Genomic DNA, 17,174 nt, shown 5'->3' with positions numbered 1-17,174 from the left:
CGGCATGGCAGAGTGTTCCGGGTTTCGACGTCACGAAATCGCGCAAATCTTCGGCCGTTGCGGCGATTTGGTGGCGGTTCCTCATCGTGATTGTCCTGGCAAAAGCCGGGACGACAGCCAAGTCAAACCCCCGCCACCGACGCCCAGACGTCGGCGAGCTTGCGCCGTAGCGCCTGCGCACGGGTCGGCGGCGCCGGGGTCTCGTCCTCTTCCGGCAAGCGCAGGCCGACGACGTTGACGCGGCCGCCGGAGATCGAGCGCGCGACCAGCACAATCGTATCCAGCGCAAGCTCGGCGCCCTCTTTTGGCGCGTGATCGAGATGAACGTCGAAATAATCGGCCAGCGTCAGCTTACTTTCCTCCTTGTCGACCTTCACGCCGTAGATCTCGGCGAGCTCGGCGAGCGTGTGCTCGCCCGAGACCATGAAGTCGCCGAGCAGATGCGGATCGGGCGCCGAGCTCGGCTGCATGTCGACGAAGAAGCGATCGAGTGCCTCCGCCTTTTCCGGCGGCGCCAGCAGGTAAATGTAATCGCCGGGCGCGATTGGATCGGCCTCCACCGGCGTCAGGATATTCTCGTTGCGGATGACGAGCGTCGGCTTGGACCAGGATGGAATCAGGCCGCGGCGGAAATACAGGCTCTTCGGCCGCACCGGATAGCCGACCAGCTGCTGCTCGAGCTGGCCCGGCAGATCGAGTTCGACGCGGCGCGGCCCGCGCTCGGCGCGCGGCAGCGCCACGTGCAGCTTGCGCGCGGCGGGCGCCAGCGTCCAGCCTTGCAGCAGCAGCGAGATGATGACGACGACGAAAGCGACGTCGAAATAGAGATACGCCTTGGACAGGCCGACCAGCATCGGGATCGAGGCCAGGAAGATCGCGACCGCGCCGCGCAGGCCGGTCCAGGCGATGAAGACCTTCTCGCGCCAGTTGAAGCGGAACGGCGCCAAGCACAGGAACACGGCGAGCGGCCGCGCGACCAGCATCAAGACGAGCGCGACGCCGACGGCCGGCAGCACGCTGGCGCCAAGCCGGCTCGGCGAGACCAAGAGGCCGAGCAGCACGAACATCACGATCTGCGCCAGCCAGGTCGCGGCGTCCAGGAAGGCCACCACCGAATTATGCGCGCGCGTCGGCCGGTTGCCGATAATGATTCCGGCGAGATAGACCGCAAGAAAACCGGAAGCGTGCATGATCTGCGAGCCGCCGAAGATGACGAGCGCGCCGGTCGTCACGAACGGCGCATGGAGGCCCTGCGGCAGCGCCACCTGGTTGAGCGCGATGACGACCAGGCGTCCACCGATCACGCCGACGACGGCACCCAGCACCGCCTCCTGGACGAACTCCATCAGCACATGGCCGGGCGAGCTCGAGCCGAGCGAGATGTACTCGACCAGCATGAGCGTGAGGAAGATCGCAAACGGATCGTTGGTGCCGGATTCCGCCTCCAGCGTCGCGCCGACGCGCGGGCGCAGGCGCAGGCCCTGGGTGTGCACCAGCAGAAAAACCGCGGCGGCGTCGGTCGAGGCGACCACAGCGCCGACCAGCAGCGATTCCGACCAGTTGAGATCGAGCGCGTATTTCGCGAATGGCGCCGTGATCAGCGCCGTCAGCAGCACGCCGATGGTCGCCAGCACCACTGAGGGCGCGAGCACGGTGCGGATGCTGGCAAAGCGCGTCCGCAAGCCGCCGTCGAACAGGATCAGGGCGAGCGCGACCGAGCCGACCAGATAGGTGGTGCGGACGTCGTCGAACTGGAGCTGCCCGGGCCCGGAATCGCCGGCGAGCATGCCGATCGCAAGGAAGACAAGCAGCAATGGCGCGCCAAAGCGCAGCGCGAGCAGGCTCGAGAGGATGCCGGCCATGACGAGAACAGCGCCGAGCAATATGGCGAGGCTGACGGAGTCGAGGGAGGCCATCCACCTTCCGGGTAAAAATCGCTGGATTTGCATCCTTATCGTCGGCGGACTCGCGCGCCAACCTATTTTCTCCCGCTCGCGGCAATCTGCCCGCATTTTGCGGCCTTAACGCGCATCACTTCGCGGTGTATCGATGGTCCGGCCGTGCCCTTTGTGGGATTCTGCGGCGCCCTCGAATCAGAATCCTCCCGCCCGCTTTCCCGACGAGACCGACCCGATGGACATGGACCTCAAGGACTTCATGGAGTTCGTGCAGACGACCGGGCGCAGCGTCGGGGCGGAAATCTCCTCACCCTGGTTCTACCTGCAATTCGGTCTCATCCTGGCCGCCGCCGGCATCGCCTATGCCGCGGAGGCCGCCATTCGCAGCCGCCTCGACATGACGTCGCTGGCGATGCGCTGGCCGCTGCCGCTCCGGCACTTCGTCCGGGTGATGGTCGCGAGCGCCTCGACCGCGGTTTTCACCCTGCTCGTGATCATTTCGCGCGTGGTGATGTACCACGCGACCTGGCCGAGCCGCAGCTACCTGTTGATGGTCGCGGCCAAGCTCGGACTGGCGTGGCTGGTGATCCGGCTCCTCACTTCGGTGCTGCGCAACGCCTTCATCGTCAAGCTGGTGTCGATCACGGCGTGGTTCATCGCCGCCCTCTCCATCCTCGGCCAGCTCGATGCGACCGTCGAGCTGCTCGATTCCTTCGCGATCGTGCTCGGCGGCCTGCGCCTGACCCCGCTCTTGGCGCTCAAGGCCGGCGCGCTGCTGCTGATCGCGCTCTGGCTGACCAACATCGCGAGCAATTTCGCCGAGAGCCGGATCAATGCGACCACCGATTTGACGCCGTCGGTGCAGGTGCTGCTGGTCAAGATCATCCGCATTGGGCTGCTTGCGGTCGCGATCGTGATCGCGCTCGGGGCGGTCGGGATCGATCTGTCGGCGCTCGCGGTATTCTCCGGCGCGGTCGGTGTCGGCATCGGTATCGGCCTGCAGAAGATCGTGGCCAATTTCATTTCCGGCATCATCCTGCTCGCCGACAAGTCGGTGAAGCCCGGCGACCTCGTCACCATCGGCGACAATACCGGGCGGATCAGCGCGATGAAGACGCGCTATATTTCCGTCGCGGCCGGCGACGGGCGCGAATTCCTGGTGCCGAACGAGGATCTGGTGACGCAGAAAGTCGTGAACTGGACCTACACCGACAAGAACACGCTGGTGAAGATCGCCTTCGGCACCAATTACGACGCCGACCCGCGCCTCGTCTGCAAGCTCGCCGCCGAGACCGCCGCCGCCCACCCGCGCGCGCAGAAGGGCAAGCCGCCGAACAGCATTTTGACCGAGTTCGCCGAGGCCGGCATGAAGTTCTCGCTGACATTCTGGATCGCGGACCCCGACGGCATGGACAACGTCAAGAGCGACGTGATGCTGGCGCTGTGGGACGCCTTCAAGCGCGAGGGCATCCGGGTTCCCTATCCCGTCCGCGAAATCCGCGTGCGCGGCGCCCTGCCGGTCGAAACGGCCGTAGAAGTCCCGAATTAGGCCCGCTTTCGCGCGCAAACATCACGCTTGGCTTGCATGAAGGCCCGCAATCACTAGATTGGAGCCTGAAATCAGGCCTTTCCGCCGACATCGAGCCCCTTTGGAAGATCGCGCCCGCATGAGTTACGTCGAAGCCACCGAGACCTCCCTGCGCAAGACCGGACAGATCAAGCTGCATGGGCCGAGCGCCTTTGCCGGCATGCGCAAGGCGGGGGCGCTGGTGGCCAAGTGCCTCGACGAGCTCACCGATATCGTCGGGCCCGGCGTGCCGACCTCGCGCATCGACGAATTCGTCCGCGACTTCGCCTTCAGCCACAACGCCTATCCGGCGACGCTGATGTACCGCGGCTACCGGTACTCGACCTGCACCTCCCTCAACCACGTGGTCTGCCATGGCATGCCCGGCGACCGCCCGCTGAAGGAAGGCGACATCGTCAACATCGACGTCACCTTCATCGTCGACGGCTGGTACGGCGATTCCAGCCGGATGTATGCGGTCGGCCCGATCGCGCGCAAAGCCGAGCGGCTGATCGAAGTCACCTATGAAGCGATGATGCGCGGCATCGCCGCGGTGAAGCCCGGCGCCACCACCGGCGACATCGGCCACGCCATCCAGAGTTTCGTCGAGCCGCAGGGCATGAGCGTGGTGCGCGATTTCTGCGGCCACGGCCTCGGGCGCATGTTCCACGACGAGCCGAACATCATCCATATCGGCCGGCCCGGCGAGGGCGTGCAGCTCAAGCCCGGCATGTTCTTCACCATCGAGCCGATGATCAATCTCGGCAAGCCGCATGTGAAAATCCTCTCGGACGGCTGGACCGCGGTCACCCGCGACCGCTCGCTGTCGGCGCAGTTCGAGCATTCGGTCGGCGTCACGGCGACGGGTGTCGAGATCTTTACGCTATCGGAGCGGCACGGCGAGAAGCAGATCGGGTGAGGCTTTGGGCCGCCGGCCTACAATGAACGGCGTTTGCCATCGCAATTGACGGTTGCAAAACTGCGGTTCCGCGGCAATGCTGGCGGCCGATGCCCACCAAGCCGGACCACGACAAGAGCAAATCTGAGGATACGCCGCACTATCACGGCCATCGCGAGCGGCTGCGCGAGCGCTTCTACAGCGCGGGCGCGGATGCGCTCAGCGACTACGAGCTATTGGAGATGGCGCTGTTTGCCGCGCTGCCGCGGCGCGACACCAAGCCACTCGCAAAGACCTTAATCAAGACTTTTGGTTCGTTCGCCGAGGTCGTGCATGCGCCGGTGGCGCGCCTGCGCGAGGTCGAGGGCATCGGCGAATCCGCGATCAACCAGCTCAAGCTGATCGCAGCAGCGGCGCACCGCGTTGCCAAAGGCGACGTCAACAGCCGCAACGCGCTGTCGTCCTGGAACGAGGTGATCGACTATTGCCGCACCAGCATGGCCTTCGCCGACAAGGAGCAATTCCGCCTGCTCTTCCTCGACAAGCGCAACCAGCTCATCGCCGACGAGGTGCAGCAGACCGGGACCGTCGACCACACCCCGGTCTATCCCCGCGAGGTGATCAAGCGCGCGCTGGAGCTGTCGGCAACCGCGCTGATCCTGGTGCACAACCATCCCTCAGGCGATCCCTCGCCCTCGCAAGCCGACATCCAGATGACGAAAGCGATCATCGATATCGCAAAGCCGCTCGGGATTTCCGTGCACGACCACATCATCGTCGGCAGGAACGGGCATGCCAGCCTGCGCGGGATGCGGTTGATCTAGCAGGCCGGGACGTCAATTCATGGCTCGACCCAGCGCTGCACCGCTTCGACTGTGTCGGCCGGCGTCGTGTTGAAGCAGATCGCGGCTTCCGGCGCCAGGCGGTGGACGAGGTTGAGCACCTTCTCGAACAGCAGCAGCCGTTCCTTCGGCTCGCGCAGGCCGGCGCCGATCACGATGCAGTCGAAGCGCTCGTCGCGCAGCGCCGCCGTTACGGCAGCCTCCGCAGTCGCATCGAGATCGATCAGACAGCTCGTGACCTCGAAGCCGAGACCGCGCAGCCGCAGGAGCTGGGCCTCGATGTAGCTGCGGACATGTTCGGGCGTGAGCTGCGGGAATGCGCTATAATCCGCATTGCCGGGCTCAATGCCGATCGCGAGGATGCGCTTGGCCATGCGGATCTCCCAACGAAATCGCTCTTTCGTCAACGGCTGCCCTGGCGGCCGGTTCCGCGTTCACGCCCGTTGTTCGGCAGCGCTGAAGGCTTGCCTATTGACGCAGCATGAGCAAGGGATCGGCGGTATCGGGGACGCGCCGCCACTGCGCGTTGTCGTCGGCCTCGAACTGCCAGGCCTCGCCTGATTTCGACATGAGGAGGATCTGACCGCGCTCGAGCCGCCATTGCGTCGGGTTGAATTGCGCGATCGCCGCGTCGCATTTCGGCTTGAGGAAGACCTGGAAATTGTCCGCGCCCGCCTCGGTGTTGGTCAGCGTCAGCCCACACACCGGCTGGCCGTTGCCGCGCACCATCGACCAGTCACCAATCATCTGGTCCATCGATTTGGCCATCGATCGCGCCGCGGCGAGATCCTGCAGGATGTAGACACCCTCGCCCTGGCGCAGGCCCTCGAAGATGCCGGCCTCGACCTCGGTAAAGTCGATCACGGCTTCACCGGTGGCGTCCTGCAAGCGGACGATGTCGAGACCCCGGACGTTCCAGGCAACGATGTCCTTGGTGAAGGGCAGCGCGGTCTTGCAGGCCGGCTCCAGCTCCAGCTTAAAACCCTGGCCCTTGGCGTCGCCCTTGAGGGTGATGACGCAGGTCTTGTTGCGCTCGGTGGTCGAGAGCTCCCACTGCCCGGGCATCTGCTTCTTCAGGGTCGCCGCATCCTGCGCGTGCGCAGGATCGATCGCGGCAGCACATGCCGCGATCATCAATGCAACGCCTCGAAGAGCTCTCATCAGCGCCCCCTAAACGGCGTTTCCGCAACCGGCGTCAGCGGCGCCTTGCCGGCGAACCAGGCCTTGAGATTGTCGACCACGAGCTGATCCATCGCGTTGCGCGTCACCACCGAGGCCGAGCCGATATGCGGCAGCAGCACCACGTTTTGCATGGTCTTGAGCTCGTCCGGCACGTTCGGCTCCGCCGCGAACACGTCGAGGCCGGCGGCGAGGATGCTGCCTGATTTCAGCGCCTGAACCAGCGCCGGCTCGTCGACCACCGAGCCGCGCGCGACGTTGATGAGCACGCCGCGCGGGCCGAGCGCCTTGAGCACCTCGGCGTTGATCATCTTGTCGGTGCTGGCGCCGCCGGGCACGATCACCATCAGCGTGTCCACCGCCTTCGCCATCTCGATCAAATCAGGATAGTGCTTGTAGGAGACATTCTTGGATGGGTTGCGGGAATGGTAAACCACAGGCACCAGCGAAGCATCGAGCCGGCGCGCGATGGCCTGGCCGATCCGGCCCATGCCGACGATGCCGACCTTGCGGTCACGCAGCGAGCCGACGCTGAGCGGATAGTTCTGCGTCTGCCACAGTCCGGAGCGGACGTAGCGATCGGCCTTGATGAACTCGCGCAGTGTGGAGATGAGAAGGCCCATCGCAACGTCGGCGACCTCCTCGGTGAGGACATCGGGCGTGTTGGTGACGATGATATTGTGCTCGGCCGCGTATTTGGCGTCGATGTGATCGTAGCCGACGCCGAAGCTCGCCACCATTTCCAGCTTCGGCAGCTGCGACAGTGAATCCTTGTCGGCGCGCACGGTGTGATAAGTCACGGCGACGCCGCGGATCCTGTCGCGGACCGCCGGCGTCAGCCGCTCGAGGTCACCGCGCGTCTCGGCCTTGTGCACGACGAAATGGTCGGAAAACCCGTTCTCGAGGATCGGCCGCACTGGTCCATAAATCAAAAGATCGATCTTTTCGGACGAAATTGAACCGGCGGTCATCAGTTTTCCTTTCCAAGCGCGCTCTCATGCCAGCGGCGTAAAACGAGGTGCGAAACTAGCGCCAGCACCCCATAGATGACAATCCCGGCGAGCGACAACAAAAGCAGCGCAGCGAACATGCGGGGTATGTTCAATCGATAGCCTGACTCGGCGATCCTGTAGGCGAGCCCGGAGCCAGCACCGGCCGTTCCCGCTGCAATCTCGGCCACAACCGCGCCGATCAGCGACAGGCCGCCGGCGATGCGCAAGCCGCCGAGGATGTAGGGCAGCGCCGCGGGCAGCTTGAGAAAGCGCAGCGCCTGCGGCTTTGATGCGCCATAGAGCTGGAACAGGCCGGCGAGATTGCGGTCGACCGAATTGAGCCCGAGCGTGGTGTTGGACAGCACCGGGAAAAAGGCGACGATGAAGGCGCAGACCACCACCGCGGTCTGCTGCTCCAGATAGATCAGCAAGAGCGGTGCAATCGCGATGACCGGCGTCACCTGGAGCACGATGGCATAGGGGAACAGCGAATATTCCACCCATTTCGACTGGTTGAACAAGAGCGCCAGCCCGATGCCGCCGATGCTCGCCGCCACAAAACCTTCGAGCGTGGTCAGAAGCGTGGTGGCGAGCGACTGCGACAGCACCGCCCAGTCCTTGATCAGCGTCAGAAAGATGACGGAGGGCGCCGGCAGCACGTAGGGCGGAATCTCCTTGATACGGACCACCAGTTCCCAGGCGAGAAGGCCGGCCGCGAACACGAGGACGGGCGGCACGAGGCGCATTGCACGTTGCGCGCCGGACGGCTTTGCGGTGACGGCAGCTTGCACGTTCATAGCGTCGATTGCCCCGCATAGGACGGCGCCAGCGTCGCCGACACCCTGCGGCAATAATCGGAATAGGCGACTGAAGTACGAAACTCCTCGCCCCGCGGCTCGACCGTCTCGATGCGGAGGTCGGCCTGGATGCGGCCGGGCCGCGCCGTCATCACCACCACGCGCTGCGACAGGTAAACTGATTCGAACACCGAATGGGTGACGAAGATGACGGTCTTGCCGAGGCTGCGCCACAGCGCGAGCAAATCATTGTTGAGGCGGAAGCGCGTGATCTCGTCGAGCGCCGCGAACGGCTCGTCCATTAGCAGGATATCGGGATCGGTGACGAGCGCGCGCGCCAGCGACACCCGCATCTTCATGCCGCCGGAGAGCTCGCGCGGAAAGGCATCGGCAAAATCGGCAAGCCCGACGCTGGCGAGCGCCGCCTCGGCACGCGCGCACGCCTCGGCCTTCGGAACGCGACCAAGCCTCAGCGGTAGCCGCACGTTCTCGCGCACGCTGGTCCAGGGCATCAGGGTCGGCTCCTGGAACACGAAGCCGATGCCGCGGCCCGGCTGCGGCGCGCCCTCGCGGCGCGCCACCCGCACGATTCCAGAAGAGGGCGTGCTGAGCCCCGCGATCAGCCGCAGCGCCGTCGATTTGCCGCAACCGGACCGACCCAGCAGCGAGATGAACTCGCCCTTGCGCACGGCGAGGTCGAGCGGGCCGAGCGCCATGACGCCGTTGTCATACGCTTTCGTCACGCCGCGCAGGCTGATGGCGAGCGCCGTCAGGCTGGCCTCGACGGCGGGCGAGGTTGAGCTCTCTAGCATTGGTCGCAGGCTGTTGTGAGACGCGGTCGGGCCGCGTCTTTCACCTCTCCCCATCGGGGAGAGGTGTGGGACACCGAGCCGCCTGCGCCAGATCTCAACATGCGTTACGGCTTGCTCGGGCGCAGCTCGACGCCGACGCCCTTGTTGACGAAGCGCAGCGTATAGGACTTGCGGAAGTCGAGATCGGGCTTCACCACGCCCGCCTTCACCATCTTGTTGAAGAAGGAAGCGTAGCGCTCGTCGCTCATGGCGCCGATGCCGTTCTTCAGGCTGTCGCCGGAATCGACGATGCCGTGCTCTTTCATCTTGGCGACGGAGTAGGCGAGCAGATCATCGGTCATCTCGGGGTTGAGCTTCTTGATCATGGCATTGCCAGCGGAATTGTCGCGGTAGATGTAATTGTACCAGCCGATGATGGAGGCATCGACGAAGCGCTGCACCAGATCGGGCTTCTTCTCGACCACGTCGCGGCGGGTTTCGATCAGGGTCGAATAGGTATTGAAGCCGTAATCGGCGAGCAGCAGTACGTTGGGCTTGAAGCCGGCCGCCTTCTCGACCGCGAAGGGCTCGGATGTCACGTAGCCCTGCATGGCGCTCTTGGGGTTGGCGATGAAGGGCTGAGGATTGAAATTATAGGGGCGGACATTTTTCTCGCTGAATCCATATTCGGACTTCAGCCACTGGAAGTAGCTGGTCATGCCCTCCTTGGAGACGAACAGCGTCAGGGGCTTGAGGTCCTCGATCTTGCTGATCTTGGCATCGGGCTGCGTCAGCATCACTTGCGGGTCCTTCTGGAAGACCGCGGCGATGGTCACGACGGGGACGTTGTTGGCCACCGCATCGAACGACATCAGCGTGTTCGCGGCCATGAAGAAATCGATCTTGCCGGCGATCAGCAGCATCCGGTTGTTCTCGTTGGGCCCGCCCGGGACGATGGTGACGTCGAGCCCGTAACGCTTGTAGGTGCCGTCGGCGACCGCCTGGAAGAAGCCGCCATGCTCGGCCTCGGCGACCCAATTGGTGCCGAAGGTGACCTTGTCGAGCGTTTCGGCCTCCACCGGGACGCTTCCGATCAAAGCGGCCATCAGGCCCGCCGTTAACGCTCGCCGCAGATGAGAGGGGCTCATGAAGGGACTCCGTCGATCGTTGCTGGCCCAATCGCGTCTGGCTCATGTGAACGCAACGCGATAAAACTGCATGAAGTTCGGGGACGCGAGCCGTTCGGGCCCGCGTCCCCTCATACCCCAAATTACGTGACAAATGCGGGCAAAGAAACCTCCAAGGAAAGCTCAATGATGCCGTCCCGCGACTGGACCGAGATCCTCTGGGCCGATGTTGCCCCGGCCGAGGCCTCGGGTTGGATCGCCGTGCTGCCGCTGGCGGCGACCGAGCAGCACGGCCCGCATCTGCCGCTCGAAACCGACGTGCTGATTGCGGATGCCTATCTCGCGCGCGTGCGCAAGCTGCTGCCCGAAACCGTTCCGGCCAGTTTCCTGCCCGTTGAACCGGTCGGCATTTCCACCGAGCATATCGACTATCCAGGCACGCAGACGCTGCCGACCGACGTTGCGCTGAAGCGATGGACAGCTATCGGCGAAGACGTCGCGCGGCGCGGCGTGACGAAGCTTGTCATCATCACCAGCCATGGCGGCAACAGCGCGGCGATGATGCTGGTCGCACAGGATCTTCGCGCGCATCAAAAGATGTTCGTGGTGACGACGTCGTGGTCGCGGCTGTCGGGCGCCGACAGACTGTTCCCGGCCGACGAAGTGCGCCACGGCATCCACGGCGGCGCGATCGAGACCTCGATCATGCTGGCGCGCTATCCTCACCAGGTGCGCACGGATGCGATCGCGGATTTTCCCGCGAGCAGCATCGCAATGGAGCGGCAATATCGCTTTCTGTCGACGCAGCGGCCCGCGCCGTTCGCCTGGCAGGCGCAGGATCTCAATCCCAGCGGCGCCGTCGGCAACGCGACGCTGGCTGATCCGGCCAAAGGCGAACAGCTCCTTGACCAGGGCGCCCGCGCCTTTTGCGAATTGCTGGGCGAGGTCGATGATTTCGACGTGAACAGGCTCGCCAAGGGGCCGCTTGGTTAGCTGCGGCGCCTCATCCCGTCTCGCGCCTCGCGCCGGGCTGTCCCGCCAGGAGGGTCATTGGTTTTTGGGCCCGCTGGAATCGTTGCAGCCCCGTCACACAGAGGTGCGAACCATCACCTGCGGCAATCCGCACCAGTTGCTATTGCGAATTAATCGCAATAGCGTTCAAAGAAGGTCGCGAAACCTGGGAAGAATCGGCGTCGAGCCGAGATCATCCCGGGCGATTGCGCGGGTATTAGAACTGATGACAGGGCCGCTGCGAATCGGCGGGGATGTCGGCTGCGGCGAATGGAATACATTGGCCTTTGGGGGCGTGCGTTTTGACGTTGAGAGGTCACCGTTACAGGTACTTGCGGACGGCCGCGGCGATTGCGACGGGCGTGCTGGCTTTTCCCGCCACTGGCACCGCGGCCGATCTGCCGCTGAAGGCCTCGGCGCTGAGAGCGGTCTATGACTGGACGGGGCTCTATATCGGCGCGCATGCCGGCTATGGCCGCGGCTCGTCGCACTTTGCGCTGAACGACGGCGCTGCACTCAACGACAGCGGCGTCTTCAGCGGCATGATCGGCGGCGTCCAGGCCGGCTACAATTACCGGCTGAATTCCGGCTGGCTGGTGGGCGTCGAAGGCGATTTCTCGTTTCCCAACTACATCACCTCGAACTCGATCGTCTCCTTCCTGGCGACGACCGCCAACACCGTCACGCAGCAATGGGACTACACTGCGAGCCTGCGCGGCCGCGTCGGCTACACCAGCGGTCCGTGGCTGCTCTACGTCACCGGCGGCTTTGCCTGGATGGGCGAGCGCTATTTCGACGCGCCGGCTTCCGGTGCCGAAATCCCAAAAATCCTGAACACGCGGCCCGGCTGGGTCGCAGGCGCCGGCATCGAATACGGCTTTGCGCCCCATTGGAGTGCGCGGCTCGAATATCTCTACAGCCGCTTCGACGGCGCCAACGTCGCCTTCTCGACGGGGGCCCAATACAGCTCCTCGTCGCTCGACTTCCAGCAGATCAGGCTCGGCCTCAACCGCAAGGTCGATTGGGAGGGCCTGCCAAGCTACGTCCCGAAGAGCTCCCTGACCGACACGGACTCGGACCGCTGGGAGATTCACGGCCAGAGCACCTATCTGCCGCAAGGCTATCCGTTGTTCCCCGCCCTCTACACAGGGCCGAATTCGCTCTCACCGTCGGCGCAGGCCAAGGCGACCTGGAGCAACAGCCTGTTCCTGAACGCACGGCTCTGGGACGGTGGCGAGGTCTATTACAATCCCGAGCTGCTCCAGGGGTTTGGACTGAACGACACCGTTGGCGCCGCCGGCTTCCCCAACGGCGAAGCGCAGAAGTCGAACTTCCCCTATCCGCATTACAACACTTCGCGCCTATTCGTGCGCCAGACCTTCGGCTTCGGTGGCGAGCAAGAGGAGCTCGCGAGCGGCCAGTTGCAGCTCGGGCAGAAGGTCGACGTGTCCCGCCTCACCTTGCAGGCCGGCAAGTTCGCGGTGATCGACGTGTTCGACGGCAATGCCTACGCCAAGGACACCCGCAAGGACTTCATGAACTGGTCGCTATGGGCGCCGGGCGCCTTCGACTATTCCGCCGACAAGGTCGGCCTCACCTACGGCGTCACCGCCGAGCTCAACCAGAAGCACTGGGCCCTGCGTGGCGGCTATTTCCTGATGGTCTCCGAGTCCAATTCGAATCATTTCGACACCAGGGTCGGGGAGCGCGGCCAGTACGTGCTCGAGCTCGAGACGCGCTTCTCGCTGTTCGGCCAGCCCGGCAAGCTCAGGACCATGGGCTGGCTCGACAGCGCGAACATGGGCAGCTTCCGCGAGACGCTGGACAATGCCGCGCTCAATCTCGATATCACGCAGACCCGGCGCGGCCGTTTAAAGTACGGCTATGTGCTCAATCTCGAGCAGGCGATCACGGACGATGTCGGGCTGTTCGGCCGCTGGAGCTGGAACGACGGCCGTTTCGAAACGCTGGCCTTCACCGACATTCATCGCAGCCTGTCCGCCGGACTGTCGATCAAGGGCACGAAATGGGGCCGGCCTGACGACGTGATCGGCATCGGCGGCGCGCTCAACGCGATCTCGCAGGATTATCGTGACTTCCTGGCCGCCGGCGGCCTCGGCGTGCTGATCGGCGACGGGGCGCTGAACTATCGCAAAGAGCGCATCCTCGAGACGTATTACGCCTACGCGCTGAACAAAAACCTCACCCTCACAGCCGACTACCAGCTCATCGTCAATCCCGCCTACAACGCCGACCGCGGACCGGTGTCGGTGTTTTCGGGACGGCTGCACGGCGAGTTCTGAACGCAGCTCGGGCGGGATGAATGCGCGCGTAGTCCTTCGAGACGCGCAGGGATTCGCTTTTCAAATACGATTTCCGAGCGGGAAGAGTTGTTCGGAGGCGACGGCGAAGCCGCGGCCGGCCTCGCCGGCGCGCAGGAACCATCGATCATGCGGTTCCCGAGGCGCCAGATGCGGCGGGATTGTGTCTCGCTGAATACCTATATCAAGGCCTGGGCGCCCAGCCACAGTCGCTTACCGCGGAACATCAATGCTCTCGATCGAACTCGTCATCGTCGTCGTCCTGATCGTCATCAACGGCCTGCTGTCCATGTCCGAACTCGCCGTCGTGTCGTCCCGCCCGGCGCGGCTGTCGCTGCTCGCCGCCAAGGGCGTGCGCGGCGCCGAGCGGGCGCTGACGCTGGCGGCCGATCCAGGCAAATTCCTCTCGACGGTGCAGATCGGCATCACGCTGGTCGGCGTGCTTTCCGGCGCATTCTCCGGCGCGACGCTCGGGCAGCGGCTGACGCAATGGCTGCTCGAGCTCGGTATGTCCCCAGGCATTGCCGACATCGTCGGCGTCGGCATGGTCGTCACGCTCATCACCTACGCCACCCTGATCGTCGGCGAACTGGTGCCGAAGCAGGTGGCACTGCGCGACCCCGAGAGCATCGCCGTCAGGGTCGCGCCCGCGATGCACCTGCTGGCGCGGATCTCGCTGCCGCTCGTCGTCCTGCTCGATGTCTCGGGCAAGGTGATCCTCGCGCTGCTCGGTCGCGGCGGCAGAGCCGAGGAAAAGGTCTCGGAGGACGAAATCCATCACCTCGTCAGCGAGGCCGAAAGCGCCGGCGTGCTCGAGCCCGGCGAGAAGGAGATGATCGCGGGCGTGATGCGGCTCGGCGATCGGCCAGTCGGCGCGGTCATGACGCCGCGCACCGAGGTGGACGAGATCGACCTGAACGACGATGTGAAGACCATTCACGAGATCATCGCGAAGAGCCCGCATTCGCGTTTCCCCGTTTCGGACGGCGATCGCGACAAGCCGATCGGCGTGCTCCAGGCCAAGGACCTGCTGATCGCTTATATGAACGAGCGCACGCCGGATCTGCGCGCGCTGGTGCGCGAGGCGCCGGGCATTCCGGCCTCGGCCGATGCCCGCGACGTGCTGGCCATCCTGAAAGCTGCGCCGGTTCACGTCGGTTTCGTCTACGACGAATACGGCGCCTTCGAAGGCATGGTGACGGCCGCCGATATCCTCGAGTCGATCGTCGGCGCCTTCCATTCCGAGGAAGGACCGCCCGAGCCGGCCTTTATCAGGCGCGACGACGACTCGCTCCTGATCTCCGGCTGGATGCCGGTTGACGAGTTCGGCGAACTGCTCGGCATCGAGCTGCCGCCACATCGCTACAACACGGTGGCAGGCCTCGTGCTGCAACAGTTCAGCATGCTGCCCAACGTCGGCGACGCCTTCGATTTCGCCGGCTGGCACATGGAGGTGGTCGATCTCGACGGACGACGGATCGACAAGATTTTGGCGAGCCGGCGGGGCGAACAGGCGGCGGCGTGAGGGCGCGCAATTGTATGCACCGAGCGCGGGACGCCGCACCCACTCGTCCCGGCGCAGGCCAAACGCAAAACCTTCACCCGAACCTCACCCCGATCCGCTTTTCCTTGCGCCAGACCACGGTGCACGATCGATGCGTCCCGTCGGCCTGGACGAACAGGGTGAAATGTTCGGGGATGCCGACTGGGCTGGTGACGTCGAGGGCTGCGCCGGTGTCGGACAGATTGCGGATGGTGCAGTCGATCGCGCCGCCGCCGAACTCGATCGTCCCGGCCTTCAGCACGCGATGTCTCGCCTTGTCGCGCCGTTCGTCCATGGGCACAATTTACACCCAAAGTTGAACCAAGAGTTAACCGCAGCCGAGCTCGCGATGTTTTTACGCGCCGGGACCGGCGTCCTTGCGGGGCGGCGCGACACTCACTGCGCGGGCTGGAACGTCTCGGAGCGTGCCATCCGCCAGGCGTCGCGAAACCGCGGATCTTCCGTGCCTTCGAGCAGCTCGCCCGGGCGCAGCGCCGGATAGAGCTGTGCGAAGGATTGCACCTGGGTGGTCGACGTCCGCTGGCTGAAGTGGATCGGACGCAGCTGCTGCGGATGTTCGAGGCCGGCAGCGGCGATCAGCTCGGTCAGCGAGTGCAGCGTCGCATGGTGGTAATTGTGCACGCGGTCGATCTTGAGCGGCACGTAGAGCGCGCGCGCCCGCGTCGGGTCCTGCGTCGCGACGCCCGTGGGGCAGCGGTCGGTGTGGCAGCTCAGCGACTGGATGCAGCCCAGCGAGAACATGAAGCCGCGCGCCGAATTGCACCAGTCGGCGCCAATCGCCATGGCGCGCGCCATGTCGAAGGCGGTGGCGATCTTGCCGGACGCCCCGATCTTGATACGGTCGCGCGCATTGATGCCGACCAGCGCGTTGTGGACGAAATTGACGCCCTCGCGCATCGGCATGCCCAAATGATCCATGAATTCCAGAGGCGCCGCGCCGGTGCCGCCCTCATTGCCGTCGACGACGATAAAATCAGGATAGATGCCGGTCTCTATCATCGCCTTGCAGATCGCCAGGAACTCCCAGGGATGGCCGATGCACAGCTTGAAGCCGGCCGGTTTGCCGCCGGACAGGCGGCGCATCTCGGCGATGAACTGCATCATGCCAACCGGCGTGGAGAAGGCGCGGTGCGAGGCCGGCGAAATGCAATCCTCGCCCATCGCGACACCGCGGATCTTGGAAATCTCTTCCGAGACCTTTGCGGCCGGCAGCACGCCACCATGGCCGGGCTTGGCGCCCTGGCTGATCTTGAGCTCAACCATCTTGATCTGGTCCTCGCCGGCGACGCGCGCGAACGCCTCGGAATCGAAGCTGCCGTCGAGATGACGGCAGCCGAAATAGCCGGAGCCGATCTCCCAGATGATGTCGCCGCCCATCTCCCGGTGATAGGGGCTGACGCCGCCCTCGCCGGTGTCATGCGCGAAACCGCCCTTCTTCGCGCCGGCATTGAGCGCACGCACCGCGTTGGGGCTGAGCGCGCCGAAGCTCATCGCCGAGATATTGAACACAGAGGCCGAATAGGGTTTTGCGCAATCCGGCCCGCCGATGACGACGCGGAATTTTTCCTCGGCATGCGCCTTCGGCGAGACCGAGTGATGCATCCACTCGTAACCCTCGCGATAGACGTCCTCCTGGGTGCCGAACGGACGCTTGTCGAGCTCCATCTTGGCGCGCTGATAGACCACCGCGCGGGTATCGCGCGAGAACGGCATACCGTCCTTCTCGCTCTCGAAGAAATATTGCCGCATCTCGGGGCGGATTTCTTCCAGGAGGAAGCGGATGTGCGCGGAGATCGGATAGTTGCGCAGCACCGCGTGACTCTTCTGCAGGAGATCGCGGACGCCGAGCAGCGTCAGCGCGCCGAAGATCAGGATCGGGACCAGCAGGATGTCGAAGATCTTGCGGTCGACGATACCGATGGCGATCAGCAGCGCAGTGACAACCGCGCAGATCGTCAGCACGATAAAGCGCGGCGAGAACGGAAGCAGCAGGGTTTCCATGACCCCCTCTTCCGCCAGGGGCAGGCGTTTGGGAGCTTCGTGCGTCTTGTTGTCCTCGGCCACGATCCGATCCTCTCGCCAGCATGAGGCGATACGATACGCCTGTGCCTGTCATACGGATATGACGCGGCCCTTGTTTCAGGCTAGCGAATTCGGCTGAGACAAATCAATCAGCCCGATGGGCGG

At 64.5% G+C, this 17,174-nt stretch carries 15 protein-coding genes; 6 read left to right on the top strand and 9 right to left on the bottom strand.

Translation table 11 applies throughout. The features are described 5' to 3' along the window. Positions 1–122: 122 nt before the first annotated feature. Entirely contained in the window at positions 123–1,916 is a 1,794-nt protein-coding gene (locus tag IVA87_RS21185; protein ID WP_247302687.1) for a potassium/proton antiporter, read from the bottom strand. A gap of 217 nt (positions 1,917–2,133) precedes the next feature. On the opposite strand from IVA87_RS21185, the gene IVA87_RS21180 reads away from it, so the two are divergent. The 3 genes from IVA87_RS21180 (at position 2,134) to radC (ending at position 5,187) form a co-directional block, all read left to right on the top strand. Further along, positions 2,134–3,447, top strand: coding sequence for a mechanosensitive ion channel domain-containing protein (locus tag IVA87_RS21180; protein WP_247302685.1), 1,314 nt, complete (start codon positions 2,134–2,136; stop codon positions 3,445–3,447). A 118-nt stretch (positions 3,448–3,565) separates the two neighbouring features. Then, positions 3,566–4,384: a type I methionyl aminopeptidase gene (gene map, locus IVA87_RS21175; RefSeq protein ID WP_247302683.1), complete on the top strand. Its 819-nt coding sequence runs from the start codon at positions 3,566–3,568 to the stop codon at positions 4,382–4,384. A gap of 89 nt (positions 4,385–4,473) precedes the next feature. Further along, positions 4,474–5,187 (top strand): DNA repair protein RadC, encoded by a 714-nt coding sequence (radC, locus tag IVA87_RS21170; protein ID WP_247302681.1) that lies wholly within the window; start codon positions 4,474–4,476, stop codon positions 5,185–5,187. A 17-nt stretch (positions 5,188–5,204) separates the two neighbouring features. Here radC and IVA87_RS21165 read toward each other — a convergent pair whose 3' ends face one another. From IVA87_RS21165 to IVA87_RS21140, 6 genes are all read right to left on the bottom strand, one after another. Continuing rightward, positions 5,205–5,579, bottom strand: coding sequence for a hypothetical protein (locus IVA87_RS21165; protein WP_247276373.1), 375 nt, complete (start codon positions 5,577–5,579; stop codon positions 5,205–5,207). A 94-nt stretch (positions 5,580–5,673) separates the two neighbouring features. Then, complete coding sequence (locus tag IVA87_RS21160) at positions 5,674–6,366, bottom strand: AprI/Inh family metalloprotease inhibitor (protein ID WP_247302680.1); 693 nt, start codon at positions 6,364–6,366, stop codon at positions 5,674–5,676. Beyond that, positions 6,366–7,355 (bottom strand): 2-hydroxyacid dehydrogenase, encoded by a 990-nt coding sequence (locus IVA87_RS21155; RefSeq protein WP_247302678.1) that lies wholly within the window; start codon positions 7,353–7,355, stop codon positions 6,366–6,368. Before IVA87_RS21155 ends, IVA87_RS21160 begins: the two co-directional genes overlap by 1 nt. Then, positions 7,355–8,173 (bottom strand): ABC transporter permease, encoded by an 819-nt coding sequence (locus tag IVA87_RS21150; protein ID WP_247302676.1) that lies wholly within the window; start codon positions 8,171–8,173, stop codon positions 7,355–7,357. The genes IVA87_RS21155 and IVA87_RS21150 overlap by 1 nt, the downstream gene beginning before the upstream one ends. Further along, on the bottom strand, positions 8,170–8,985 hold the full coding sequence (locus IVA87_RS21145; protein WP_247334892.1) for an ABC transporter ATP-binding protein: 816 nt from the start codon (positions 8,983–8,985) through the stop codon (positions 8,170–8,172). The genes IVA87_RS21150 and IVA87_RS21145 overlap by 4 nt, the downstream gene beginning before the upstream one ends. Before the next feature lie 104 nt (positions 8,986–9,089). Beyond that, positions 9,090–10,112 (bottom strand): ABC transporter substrate-binding protein, encoded by a 1,023-nt coding sequence (locus tag IVA87_RS21140; RefSeq protein ID WP_247302672.1) that lies wholly within the window; start codon positions 10,110–10,112, stop codon positions 9,090–9,092. Positions 10,113–10,277: 165 nt separating this feature from the next. On the opposite strand from IVA87_RS21140, the gene IVA87_RS21135 reads away from it, so the two are divergent. The 3 genes from IVA87_RS21135 to IVA87_RS21125 all read left to right on the top strand — a co-directional run bounded on the left by IVA87_RS21135 (position 10,278) and on the right by IVA87_RS21125 (position 14,948). Then, complete coding sequence (locus IVA87_RS21135) at positions 10,278–11,084, top strand: creatininase family protein (RefSeq protein ID WP_247302670.1); 807 nt, start codon at positions 10,278–10,280, stop codon at positions 11,082–11,084. 350 nt (positions 11,085–11,434) lie between these two features. Further along, complete coding sequence (locus IVA87_RS21130) at positions 11,435–13,405, top strand: carbohydrate porin (RefSeq protein ID WP_247302668.1); 1,971 nt, start codon at positions 11,435–11,437, stop codon at positions 13,403–13,405. 247 nt (positions 13,406–13,652) lie between these two features. Then, positions 13,653–14,948, top strand: a complete 1,296-nt coding sequence (locus IVA87_RS21125) for a hemolysin family protein (protein ID WP_247334889.1) — start codon at positions 13,653–13,655, stop codon at positions 14,946–14,948. 73 nt (positions 14,949–15,021) lie between these two features. On the opposite strand, the gene IVA87_RS21120 is transcribed toward IVA87_RS21125, so the two are convergent. After that, complete coding sequence (locus IVA87_RS21120; RefSeq protein WP_247302871.1) at positions 15,022–15,261, bottom strand: PilZ domain-containing protein; 240 nt, start codon at positions 15,259–15,261, stop codon at positions 15,022–15,024. 101 nt (positions 15,262–15,362) lie between these two features. Further along, on the bottom strand, positions 15,363–16,988 hold the full coding sequence (locus tag IVA87_RS21115) for an FMN-binding glutamate synthase family protein (RefSeq protein ID WP_247302870.1): 1,626 nt from the start codon (positions 16,986–16,988) through the stop codon (positions 15,363–15,365). Between the last annotated feature and the right edge of the window lie 186 nt (positions 16,989–17,174).

It is taken from the genome of Bradyrhizobium sp. 147, assembly GCF_023073935.1.
Lineage (GTDB): Bacteria > Pseudomonadota > Alphaproteobacteria > Rhizobiales > Xanthobacteraceae > Bradyrhizobium.
The sequence above is the reverse complement of the archived record's forward strand: the minus strand, read 5'-3'. Positions and strand labels throughout refer to the sequence as shown.